Annotated in this window: 12 protein-coding genes and 1 pseudogene; 7 read left to right on the forward strand and 6 right to left on the reverse strand. The window is 70.0% G+C overall.

Annotation, left to right across the window (positions count from 1 at the left end):
* Window positions 1-1,402 (forward strand): EF-Tu/IF-2/RF-3 family GTPase (locus PV363_RS11980; RefSeq protein ID WP_301022431.1); only part of this gene is annotated, 1,402 nt, incomplete at its 5' end.
* 17 nt (window positions 1,403-1,419) lie between these two features.
* On the opposite strand, the gene PV363_RS11985 is transcribed toward PV363_RS11980, so the two are convergent.
* Window positions 1,420-2,145, reverse strand: a complete 726-nt coding sequence (locus PV363_RS11985; protein WP_301022432.1) for an SDR family oxidoreductase — start codon at window positions 2,143-2,145, stop codon at window positions 1,420-1,422.
* Window positions 2,146-2,195: 50 nt separating this feature from the next.
* Here PV363_RS11985 and PV363_RS11990 point away from each other — a divergent pair, with 50 nt between their 5' ends.
* Complete coding sequence (locus PV363_RS11990) at window positions 2,196-2,741, forward strand: MarR family winged helix-turn-helix transcriptional regulator (protein ID WP_301022433.1); 546 nt, start codon at window positions 2,196-2,198, stop codon at window positions 2,739-2,741.
* Here the strand turns inward: PV363_RS11990 and PV363_RS11995 are convergent.
* The 4 genes from PV363_RS11995 to PV363_RS12010 form a co-directional block, all read right to left on the reverse strand.
* A complete protein-coding gene (locus tag PV363_RS11995; protein WP_220346035.1) occupies window positions 2,738-3,367 on the reverse strand; it encodes an alpha-ketoglutarate-dependent dioxygenase AlkB in 630 nt (209 codons plus the stop codon). The two genes, PV363_RS11990 and PV363_RS11995, sit on opposite strands and share 4 nt — an antisense overlap.
* 69 nt (window positions 3,368-3,436) lie before the next feature.
* Window positions 3,437-3,724 carry a DUF2516 family protein gene (locus PV363_RS12000; protein ID WP_220343354.1) on the reverse strand — a complete coding sequence of 96 codons (288 nt, stop codon included), beginning with the start codon at window positions 3,722-3,724 and terminating at the stop codon, window positions 3,437-3,439.
* A 61-nt stretch (window positions 3,725-3,785) separates the two neighbouring features.
* Complete coding sequence (locus PV363_RS12005; protein ID WP_301022434.1) at window positions 3,786-4,766, reverse strand: hypothetical protein; 981 nt, start codon at window positions 4,764-4,766, stop codon at window positions 3,786-3,788.
* A complete protein-coding gene (locus PV363_RS12010) occupies window positions 4,763-5,182 on the reverse strand; it encodes a helix-turn-helix domain-containing protein (protein WP_220343352.1) in 420 nt (139 codons plus the stop codon). Before PV363_RS12010 ends, PV363_RS12005 begins: the two co-directional genes overlap by 4 nt.
* Window positions 5,183-5,267: 85 nt before the next feature.
* On the opposite strand from PV363_RS12010, the gene cysC reads away from it, so the two are divergent.
* From cysC to PV363_RS12035, 5 genes are read left to right on the forward strand one after another with little or no spacing between them, the layout of a single operon-like run.
* A complete protein-coding gene (gene cysC, locus PV363_RS12015; RefSeq protein WP_301022435.1) occupies window positions 5,268-6,428 on the forward strand; it encodes an adenylyl-sulfate kinase in 1,161 nt (386 codons plus the stop codon).
* On the forward strand, window positions 6,425-7,381 hold the full coding sequence (locus PV363_RS12020) for a sulfite exporter TauE/SafE family protein (RefSeq protein ID WP_220346032.1): 957 nt from the start codon (window positions 6,425-6,427) through the stop codon (window positions 7,379-7,381). Before cysC ends, PV363_RS12020 begins: the two co-directional genes overlap by 4 nt.
* Entirely contained in the window at window positions 7,378-8,049 is a 672-nt protein-coding gene (locus PV363_RS12025; RefSeq protein WP_301022436.1) for a lysoplasmalogenase, read from the forward strand. The genes PV363_RS12020 and PV363_RS12025 overlap by 4 nt, the downstream gene beginning before the upstream one ends.
* Window positions 8,050-8,098: 49 nt before the next feature.
* A complete protein-coding gene (gene cysD / locus PV363_RS12030; protein ID WP_220343348.1) occupies window positions 8,099-9,010 on the forward strand; it encodes a sulfate adenylyltransferase subunit CysD in 912 nt (303 codons plus the stop codon).
* Window positions 9,010-10,299, forward strand: coding sequence for a GTP-binding protein (locus tag PV363_RS12035; RefSeq protein ID WP_255559655.1), 1,290 nt, complete (start codon window positions 9,010-9,012; stop codon window positions 10,297-10,299). Before cysD ends, PV363_RS12035 begins: the two co-directional genes overlap by 1 nt.
* 113 nt (window positions 10,300-10,412) lie before the next feature.
* Here the strand turns inward: PV363_RS12035 and PV363_RS17955 are convergent.
* Window positions 10,413-10,679: pseudogene (locus tag PV363_RS17955) on the reverse strand (hypothetical protein); the annotation flags it as partial.
* Window positions 10,680-10,740: the final 61 nt, after the last annotated feature.

Raw genomic sequence — 10,740 nt, forward strand, 5'->3', positions numbered from 1 at the left:
GGACCTGCTCGACGACTCCACCGACGCCGAAGCGCTCAACTTCCCCGTCGTGTACGCGTCGGCGAAGGCCGGACGCGCCTCGCTCACCCAGCCCTCGGACGGCGGTCTGCCCGACAGCGAGGATCTTGCCCCGCTGTTCCAGACGATCCTCGACACCGTCCCCGCCCCGACCTACACCGAGGGCGCCCCTCTCCAGGCGCACGTCACCAACCTGGACGCCTCGCCGTTCCTCGGCCGTCTCGCGCTGATCCGCGTCCACGAGGGCACGCTGCGCAAGGGCACTCAGGTCGCGTGGTGCAAGCGCGACGGCTCCGTCGACCGGGTGAAGATCACCGAGCTGCTCCGGACCGAGGAGCTCGAGCGTGTCCCCGCCGAGGAGGCGAACCCCGGTGACATCGTCGCCGTCGCCGGTATCCCGGAGATCATGATCGGTGAGACGCTCGCCGATCCGGACGACCCGAAGCCGCTCCCCCTCATCCAGATCGACGAGCCGGCGATCTCGATGACGATCGGCACGAACACCTCGCCGCTCGCCGGTCGCGAGAAGGGCACCAAGGTCACCGCTCGCCTCGTCAAGGACCGCCTCGAGCGTGAGCTGGTCGGCAACGTGTCGATCAAGGTGCTCCCGACCGAGCGCCCGGATGCCTGGGAGGTCCAGGGCCGTGGCGAGCTGGCGCTGGCGATCCTCGTGGAGCAGATGCGCCGCGAGGGTTTCGAGCTCACCGTGGGCAAGCCCGAGGTCGTCACCCGCATCGTGGACGGCAAGGTCCACGAGCCCGTCGAGCGGCTGACGATCGACTGCCCTGAGGAGTACCTCGGCACCGTCACGCAGCTCCTCGCCGTCCGCAAGGGCCGCATGGAGCAGATGACGAACCACGGCACCGGCTGGGTCCGCATGGAGTTCCTGGTCCCGGCGCGCGGCCTGATCGGCTTCCGTACGGAGTTCCTCACCGACACCCGCGGCACCGGCATCGCGCACCACGTCTTCGAGGGGTACGAGCCGTGGCTCGGCGAGATCTCGACGCGCCCGAGCGGATCGCTCGTCGCGGACCGCGCCGGTGCGGCTTCGGCGTACGCGATGACGAGCCTGCAGGAGCGCGGCGTGATGTTCGTCGACCCGACGACCGAGGTCTACGAGGGCATGATCGTCGGCGAGAACAGCCGCGAAGACGACATGGACGTGAACATCACCAAGGAGAAGAAGCAGACCAACGTCCGCTCCGCCACCTCCGACAACTTCGAGAAGCTGATCCCGCCGCGCAAGCTGTCGCTGGAGCAGAGCCTGGAGTTCTGCCGTGAGGACGAGTGCGTCGAGGTCACGCCGTCGAACGTCCGGATCCGCAAGGTGATCCTGGACGCCGGCGAGCGCGCCCGGTCGAAGCGCCGCGGCCCCAAGGGCTGAGGCTCTGACGCTCCACGTCAACGGGTGGTGAATGCACCCCCGTTGACGTGGACCGTCTGGCCCGTGATGTGGCGAGCGCCGGCCGAGGCGAGGAAGAGCACGGTCTCCGCGACGTCGGCGGGCAGCCCCGCACGCTTGTCGTGCGTGGCGTTGACGAGCGCCGCGTGGCGCTGCGGTGTGAGCCGACCTTTGAAGTAGCCCGTGTCCTCGATGTAGCCCGGGGACACGCAGTTGACGGTGATGCCCCGCGGGCCCACCTCCCGTGAAAGGCCTGCCGTCCATGCCTGGACAGCCGCCTTCGCGACCCCGTACGAGGTGCTGGCGTACTCCGCGCCGATCGACCCGACGTTGACGACCGCACCGCCTGGACGCATGTCGCCGAGGACGGCGGTCGTCACGAGCACGGTGCTCAGCAGATTGGTGTCGAGGTTCGTCCGCCAAGTGTCGGCGACGTCGTCGAGCCTGGGGTGATCCACACCCTGCCGGTCGAAGTCGGCGTTGCCACCCGACATGTTCACCAGCACGTCGACCGAGCCGCCGACCTGACGGACGAGCGCCTCGACCTCCTCCGGCCGCGTGGGGTCGCAGACGACCGGACGAGCGCCTGACCTCTCGACCGAGGCGACGAGCCGCCCTTCGTCCCGCCCTGTGACGACGACCCGGTCACCGATCTCGACGCAGCGTCGCGCCAGCTCCTGTCCGATCCCTCCAGATCCCCCGGTGATCAGCACGTCTCGTGGCATCCGCTGTCCTTCCTCGCTATGTTTAGACCTAAACATAGCGAGGAGCAGCCATGAGCGAAACCGGGGAATCGCCCCTGGACGATGTGGGTCCACTGTCGGCGGAGGAGATCGCCCGAGCATGGGAGCGCGAGCTCCCTGGCGTCGCCACCTCGTCGATCCTCCTGCTCACCCCGCTCTGGCGGGTGGCCAAGCTGCTGGCCGACCAACGTCGACGGACGCTCCGAACCCTCGGCATGGACGCCGGCACCCTGGACCTCGTGAGCACGCTGCGACGGTCAGGGCCGCCGTACTCGCTCACGACGCGACAGCTCGGCGAGCAGTCCCTCGTCACGGCAGGGGCGATCTCGCAGCGAGTCGCACGCGCCGAGGAGGACGGACTCGTCGTCCGCGAGCCGTCGGCCGCGGCACGGCGCGCCGTCGCCGTCACACTCACGTCGGCCGGGCACGCCGAGGTGGAGCGCGTCGTCGCCTCGCTGCTGGCACACGAGGAACGCATCCTCGAACGTCTCACGCCCGCTCAGCGCGCAGCCCTGGAGGACGGTCTCGCCTCCCTGCTCGACGACCTGCTCTCCGACGACCCCACCGAGCCTGCCTAACCGACGCCCCGTGGCCTGAGCTGGACGCTGATGCGCGGCCCGACGGGCTTCGACGTCTTGGGGATCGCGTGCTCCCAGGTGCGCTGACACGACCCACCCATCACCAGCAGGTCGCCCGACCCGAGGGTGAAGGACAAGGAGGTGCCGCCACCACGCGGTCGCAGCGCGAGCCTCCGGGGCGACCCGAGGGACAGGATCGCCACCATCGTGTCCTGCGTACGACTGCGACCGATGCGATCGCCATGCCAGGCGACGGAGTCGCGGCCGTCGCGATAGAGGCACAGCCCGGCCGTCGCGAAACGCCCCCCGAGCTCCGTCTCGTAGTGGTCGCCGAGCCGCTCGCGGGCCTCGTCGAGGGCCGGGTGCGGCCAGGCGCTGCGCTCACCGAACCACGCCAGGAGCCGAGGCACCGCGACGACGCGTTCGTACATCTCACGCTCGTCAGCACGCCACGAGACGGTGTCGTGGAGATGCGCGAAGAGGTCGTCGGCGCCGTCCACCCAGTGAGGGCGTACGTCGACCCAGGCGCCGTCCGCCAGGTCGTGGCGCACAACCTGACCCTTGAGCGGACCCAGCGTGGGCTCGTCGGCGGAGTCGAAGAGCGAGCCCTGGAACTGCACGGACATGGCGCCAGCGTACGCCTACCGTCGAACACGTGTTCGACGGTGGCGTCGTACGGCGGGTCTCGCCGCCCCTCAGCGTCCGCTGACCTGCTGGAGCGCGGGACGCGCGTCGGCCAGATAGACGAGAGCCGCCACGATCCCGGCGAGGTTGAGGATGCCGATGGGCTGCCAGATCAGCAGGTTCGCCACGAGGGCCAGCGCGAGCAGGATGACCCAGAACGGCTTGGTCTGCTTGTCGGCCGCGACGAAGGCCTGCGGCGAGCGCGAGACCGCGTCGACAACGGCGAACCCCTTGGCCGCGATCATCAGCACGGTGATGATCAGCTCGACGAGGCTCTGGACGGCGAAGAGATCGAACACCCCCCGAGCGTAGCCCGTCGGAGCGCGTTGCCGTCAGCCGTGGACGCGCTCCGACGACACGTCAGCGACCGTCGCCGGCCGTCCCCGGGCCGGCCGGAGTCGACGGCGCCGCCCTCTTGACCGGCGTCTTCGTGGCAGCCGACGGCGTCGACGGCGCCTTCTTCGCCGTGGAGGACTTCTTGGCGGGGACCTTCTTCGTCGGGGAGGCCGTCGCGGGCGCGGCCGGCGCCGTCTCGGCTGCCGCCTTCTTGGCGGAGGCGGACTTCTTGGCCGTCGGTGCCTTCTTGACCGCCGGGGACTTCTTTGCGGCGGCCTTCGCGGCCGTCGTCGCGGTCGGTGTCGACGAGGCCTTCTTCGCGGTCGGCGTCGTCTTCTTCGCCGGGGACTTCTTTGCCGTGGGCGTCGTCTTCTTCGCCGCGGGCTTCTTCGCCGTCGGCGTCGTCGTCTTCGTCGCGGGCTTCTTCGCCACCGGAGTCTTCTTCGCCGTCGACGTCTTCTTGGTTGTCGACGTCTTCTTGGCCGCGGGAGCCTTCTTGACGGCCGGCGCCTTCGTGGCCGACGCCGCCGCAGCGGCGGCGGTCGGGGCGTCACTCGCCTTCGTGGCCATCGGCGTCTCGCTGGTCACCGTGGCCTTGGACGCACGCTCGGGCGCACCGTCGGTCTGCGCGCCCTTCTTGCCCAAGGGCGAGCCGGAGGCGACGTCGGCAGCCGCGTTGCGGGCCACAGCGGCCAGCATGACGACGAGCTCCTTGACGTCGTCGGCGATGTCCTCGAGCTTGTGCTCGATCCGGTCCTCGAGGTCGTCGAAGATCTCCTCGACGTCGACGTCCTTCAGGCGGCCCATCGTGTCGAAGTAGAGCGCGCCGGCCTGGCCCGGGAGGGCCCTGGCATCGGCCTCGATCCTCTTCTGCACGTCATCGAGGTCGAGCTCGCCGAGCTGCGCGAGGAGCGACGCCGCTGCGGACTGCGCCTGCCCGACGAAGGCCAGCGCCTGGAGGGGAAGGCCCATGACGGTCTTGGTGATGGTGTCCTGGATGCTCATGATGGGGTCTCCTGGGTCTTGGTTCGGTCGGTCCCGTCGTCTGGCGCGGCCGACGTCGTCGGCGAGTCGCCGACGAACGAGCGGTAGATCTCGAGCAGCGCTCGGCGCTGAGGCTCCTCGAGCCGAGGATCGGTCGCGATCGCCGCCTCGACACCTCCGCCGCTCACGGAGTCGTCGGGGTCGAGCAGCCCTGCCTGCACGTAGACCGACTCGGCCGAGATGGCGAGGGCCTTCGCGATCTGCTGGAGCACCTCGGCCGAGGGCCTGCGCAGTCCACGCTCGATCTGGCTCAGATACGGGTTCGAGACGCCGGTGAGGTCCGCGAGCTGCCGCAGCGACAGCTGCGCCTGGCGACGCTGCTCACGCAGGTAGCCGCCCAGGTCCTCCACGGTCTTGCCGACACTGATCCTTGCCACCCTTCCATCGTGCTTGCAAGAGCAAGCAGATGCAAATGCCCGGCGTCGATGATGGGTCCCGATGCCGCGTGAAACAATCGCCGTCGTGAGTGACGCGCAGTGGACCCCCGACGCACGGGAGCTCGCCGATCTCGAGCTCGTTCTGCTCGGTGCGTGGCCTGCCGACCGCCGGCTCGACGTCGCGGTCCCGGACGAGGTCCACGGACCCGTCGAGCTTCTCGATCCCGAAGGCCTTCCCCTGGCGACCTACGACCGGGAGTCGCGCACCGTTCGAGCCCTGGCCCGTCCGACCTACGGCGCCTTCCGCCGGCTGCACCTCGCTCCCGCCGACGTCCGTGCCGAGCACCCGCACGCGATCGCCGTCCTCGTCGAGCAGCCTCTGACCGTCGACGACGTCGAGGCGGTCGTCGACGCCGAGGAGCGGACCGGACGCCGCGCCGTGCTGATCGTCCGCACCGGCCCCGACCCGCGCCGTACGCTCACGGCACCCGCACTGGTGAGAGCCGCACTCGCCGCCCTCCCGGACCGTCCGGTCGTGGCGGTGGCGCTGGCCCGCCGGCCCGAGCCGACCGACGACGCCGACCTCACCGCCGCCGTCCTCCGCGCCTACGCCGACGAGGTGCTCGCCGTCAGGGGCACCGGGCGGCTGACCGACCGGGTCGCTGCCATCGTCTCCGCCGACCAGCCGCCGCTGGACGAGCGAGGCCTCGTCGTCTTCTTCACCGGCCTCTCGGGCTCAGGCAAGTCGACGATCGCCCGGGCCCTGTACGACCTGGTTCTCGAGGACGGTCGTCGTACCGTCACCAGCCTCGACGGGGACGTCGTGCGCCACCACCTCAGCAAGGGTCTCGGCTTCTCCAAGCAGGACCGCGAGACCAACATCGCGCGCATCGGCTGGGTGGCTGCCGAGATCGCGCGCCACCGCGGCGTCGCGATCTGCTCACCGATCGCTCCGTTCGACGCCACGCGCAAGCAGGTACGTGCCATGGTCGAGGAGGCCGGCGGCTCGTTCGCTCTCGTCCACGTCGCGACACCGCTCGAGGAGTGCGAGCGTCGCGACCGCAAGGGCCTGTACGCCAAGGCCCGTGCCGGAGCCATCCCGGAGTTCACCGGCATCTCCTCCCCGTACGAGGTGCCGGACGACGCGCTCGTCTCGGTCGACACCACCGGCCGGACCGTCCCCGACGTCCTCGACGAGGTGGTGGGCGCACTCGTCGCCGCCGGTCTGTGGGACGGCCGCGCATGACCGACATCCTCACCTACGGCGCGCTGTCGATCCTCGCGGTGAGCTTCGGGGTCGGCATCGTCGTCGGCCTCACCGGGATGGGCGGCGGAGCCCTGATGACGCCCGCGCTCATCTTCCTCGGCATCAACCCCACGGCCGCGGTCGCGAACGATCTCGTCGCCGCCTCCGTCAACAAGTCGGTCGGAGCCGCCGTGCACGCGCGCGAAGGCTCGCCCAACTGGAGGCTGGCCGGCTGGCTCATGCTCGGCTCGGTCCCCACGGCCGCCGCGGGCGCCTTCATCATCGAGGCGGTCGGGGGCGCGGGCGACCAGACGGCGTTCGTCAAGACGGCGATCGGCGCCGCGCTCGTCCTCACCGCGGCGACGTACACGCTGCGCTCCTTCCTCAACGTCCGGGCCGTCCGTCAGGGCCGCCCGGCGTCCACCGACGACCCCACGCTGCGGCCGATCCCGACGGTGCTCGTCGGCGCCGTGGGCGGGCTCCTGGTCGGCGTGACCTCCGTCGGCTCCGGCTCGTTGATCATGGTCTCGCTGCTGCTGCTCTATCCGGCGCTCACCGCCGTACGCCTCGTCGGGACCGACCTGGTCCAGGCCGTGCCGCTGGTCCTCTCCGCCGCGATCACGCACGTCCTGATCACCGGGGTCGACCTCGAGGTGCTGGTGCCGCTGATCCTCGGAGGAACGCCCGGCACCTACATCGGCGCGCGCATCGCCAACCGCGTCCCCCAGGGCATCGTCCGCCGCGGCATCGTCGTCGTGCTGACCTTGACCGGCCTCACCCTGCTCGGCGTCGACCCGGTCGCGGTCGGTCTCATCGCTGCGGGGATGGTGATCCTCGGGCCGATCGCCTGGGCGCTGCTCCGTGACCGCATCGGCGTGCCCGAGGGCGTCGACCTCTTCGCCGAGAAGCGCGACGTCGACCGGGCTCGCCGTGCGGACGAGGAGACTCGATGATCCCGTACCTGGCGCTGAGCGCCGTCCATCTCGCCCTGGTGGCGGTCGACGACAGCCTGGCCACCTCGGTGACCAAGGCCTTGCTGATGCCGGCGCTCGCCCTCTGGGTCTACCGTGCCGGCGGTCCGCGGCTGCTCCTCGCGGCGCTCGCGTTCTCCTGGGTCGGAGATGTCGCGCTCGAGGTCGACGGGCTGTTCGTCCTCGGGATGGCGGGCTTCGGCGCCGCTCACGTCTGCTACGTGACCTGGTTCGTCCGCCAGGGCGCCCTGCGCGGCCTGCGACGGCGCTGGTGGGTCCCCATCGCGGGTCTCGTCGCGTGGTCGGCGGCGATCGGTGTTCTGTGGGGGCCGCTCGGCGAGGAGGAGCCGGCGCTGCGGATCCCGATCGTGGTCTACTCGCTGCTTCTCACCGCCACCGCCGTCACGGCCTTCGGCATCAGCCTCGCGGCCGGGCTGGGCGGTGCGCTGTTCCTTCTCTCGGACACCCTGATCGCCATGGGCCTCGCCGACGTCGCGCGGCCCGAGCCCGCCGGCGTCTGGATCATGCTGACCTACCTCGCGGGCCAGCTCTTGCTCGCCGTCGGTATCGTCCGTCACGACCGCCCGAAGGGCGTCCGCGGCCAGGATGCGGCGCCGTTCTCGGTGAGGGAGGAGCGGTCGGTAGGATGATTTCTTCGCTCCGCGATCGAAACCCCCAGGAACGACGGGAGAACCCCTGGTGACCCCCATGCATGACTACCGGCTGAGCCAGCTCGACCAGCTGGAGGCCGAGTCGATCCACATCTTCCGCGAGGTCGCGGCGGAGTTCGAGAAGCCCGTGCTGCTGTTCTCCGGCGGCAAGGACTCCATCGTGATGCTCCGTCTCGCCGAGAAGGCCTTCTACCCGGCCCGGATCCCGTTCCCCGTGATGCAGGTCGACACCGGGTTCGACTTCCCCGAGGTCCTGGAGACCCGTGACCACTGGGTCGAGCGGTTGTCCCTGCGGATGATCGTCGCCTCGGTCGATCAGGCCATCGCCGACGGCGTCGTCGTGGAGGACGGCAAGACCAGCCGCAACCGCCTCCAGATCGGCACGCTGCTCCACGCCATCGAGGAGAACGGCTTCACGGCCGCGTTCGGCGGTGGCCGCCGCGACGAGGAGAAGGCCCGCGCCAAGGAGCGCGTCTACTCCCACCGCGACGAGTTCGGCCAGTGGGACCCCAAGAACCAGCGTCCCGAGCTCTGGAGCCTCTACAACGGGCGCATCTCCGAGGGCGAGCACATGCGGATCTTCCCGCTGTCCAACTGGACCGAGCTCGACGTCTGGCACTACATCCACCGCGAGAAGATCGAGATCCCGTCGATCTACTTCTCGCACAAGCGCGAGGTCGTCGAGCGCGACGGCATGCTGCTGTCGGCCGGCGACCACCTCACGCTCAAGGGCAGCGAGGCCGCCGAGGAGCGCCTCGTACGCTTCCGCACGGTCGGCGACATGACGCTGACGGGCTGCGTGGAGTCGGCGGCCGCGACCACCGCCGAGATCATCGACGAGATCGCCATCGCCCGTGTGACCGAGCGCGGCGCGACGCGCGGCGACGACCGCTTCAGCGAGGCAGCCATGGAAGACCGCAAGAAGGAGGGCTACTTCTGATGGCCGCCACCGTCACCGAGACCCCCGAGACTTCCCTCCCCCGCATGGACCTCCTGCGTTTCGCCACCGCAGGCTCCGTCGACGACGGCAAGTCGACGCTGATCGGGCGCCTCCTTCTCGACTCCAAGGCGATCTTCGAGGACCAGCTCGAGGCGGTCGAGCGCACCTCGCAGGACAAGGGCTACGACTACACCGACCTCGCGCTGCTCACCGACGGCCTGCGCTCCGAGCGCGAGCAGGGCATCACGATCGACGTGGCCTACCGCTACTTCGCGACCCCGCGGCGCAAGTTCATCATCGCCGACACCCCGGGCCACGTTCAGTACACCCGCAACATGGTCACCGGCGCCTCGACCGCCGACCTCGGCCTGGTGCTCGTCGACGCCCGCACCGGCCTGACCGAGCAGAGCCGTCGTCACGCGGTCATCCTCTCGCTGCTTCGCGTCCCCCACCTGGTCCTCGCGGTCAACAAGATGGACCTCGTCGACTACGACCAGACCGTGTACGAGAAGATCCGCGACGAGTTCGACACGTTCGCGGCCAAGCTCGCGATCCCCGACCTGACGGTGATCCCGATCTCGGCGCTCCAGGGCGACAACGTCGTCAAGCGCAGCGACAAGATGCCCTGGTACCAGGGGACGTCGCTTCTCCACCACCTCGAGAACGTGCACGTGTCCTCCGACCGTGACCTCGTCGACACCCGGTTCCCCGTGCAGTACGTCGTGCGTCCCAAGTCCGACGAGTTCCACGACTACCGGGGCTACGCCGGCCAGGTCGCCGGCGGTGTGCTCAAGCCGGGCGACCAGGTCCAGGTGCTCCCGAGCGGGTTCACGACGACCATCGAGGCGATCGACCTCTTCGACCAGCCGGTCGCCGAGGCTTTCCCCCCGATGTCGGTGACGGTCCGTCTCTCCGACGACCTCGACGTGTCGCGAGGCGACATGATCTGCCGCCCGCAGAACGCTCCGACGCCCACGCAGGACATCGACGCGATGATCTGCTGGATGACCAACACCCCGCTGCGCCCGCGTCAGAAGCTCGCGATCAAGCACACGACCCGCAGCGCACGTGCCATGGTCAAGGAGGTCCAGTACCGCCTCGACATCAACACGCTGCACCGCGACCTGGAGACCGGAGAGCTCGGTCTCAACGAGATCGGCCGCGTCAAGCTGCGCACCACGGCACCGTTGTTCGCCGACCCGTACGAGAAGAACCGCACGACCGGTTCGTTCATCCTGATCGACGAGGCCACCGGCATCACCGTCGGTGCGGGGATGATCAACGGCTGACCGCGCGACCGCCGTGCGGGCGAAGGCCCCGCCCGGGGGGATCCAGGGCGGGGCATAGGCGGGTGGCGGGGTGTCGGGCGATCAACACACGGGGGGGAGGGCATGGCGACGGTGCCCGTCCCCCGGACGCGCACGGCACCGGCGTCGTCCGGCACGAACGCCGACCGAGCGGGCGTCAGCGTCAGGGAACCGCTGGTGGCCTCGGCGGTCACGGTGCCGTCGACGCACAGGACGATGCGCGGACCTGTCCCCGGGAGCAGCGCCTCTGCCGTGCCGTCGACCGTCGCCACGGCGAGGGCGAACTCGTCGACCTCGGGGGCGAAGAGGCGAACGCCCGCCTCCTCCTTGGGGGTGAGGACGTGAGCCTCGGCCATGCCCATCCGGACGCAGTCGACGAGCGCCTGCGGCTCGATGTGCTTGGTCGTCAGCCCGGCACGGAGG

The organism is Mumia sp. (genome assembly GCF_028803055.1).
Classification (GTDB): Bacteria; Actinomycetota; Actinomycetes; order Propionibacteriales; family Nocardioidaceae; genus Mumia.

Coding starts and splice junctions, on each gene's coding strand:
- PV363_RS11985 (WP_301022432.1), bottom strand. CDS start 2,145: ATGCCACGAGACGTGCTGATCACCGGGGGATCTGGAGGGATCGGACAG.
- PV363_RS11990 (WP_301022433.1), top strand. CDS start 2,196: ATGAGCGAAACCGGGGAATCGCCCCTGGACGATGTGGGTCCACTGTCG.
- PV363_RS11995 (WP_220346035.1), bottom strand. CDS start 3,367: ATGTCCGTGCAGTTCCAGGGCTCGCTCTTCGACTCCGCCGACGAGCCC.
- PV363_RS12005 (WP_301022434.1), bottom strand. CDS start 4,766: ATGAGCATCCAGGACACCATCACCAAGACCGTCATGGGCCTTCCCCTC.
- PV363_RS12020 (WP_220346032.1), top strand. CDS start 6,425: ATGACCGACATCCTCACCTACGGCGCGCTGTCGATCCTCGCGGTGAGC.
- PV363_RS12025 (WP_301022436.1), top strand. CDS start 7,378: ATGATCCCGTACCTGGCGCTGAGCGCCGTCCATCTCGCCCTGGTGGCG.
- PV363_RS12035 (WP_255559655.1), top strand. CDS start 9,010: ATGGCCGCCACCGTCACCGAGACCCCCGAGACTTCCCTCCCCCGCATG.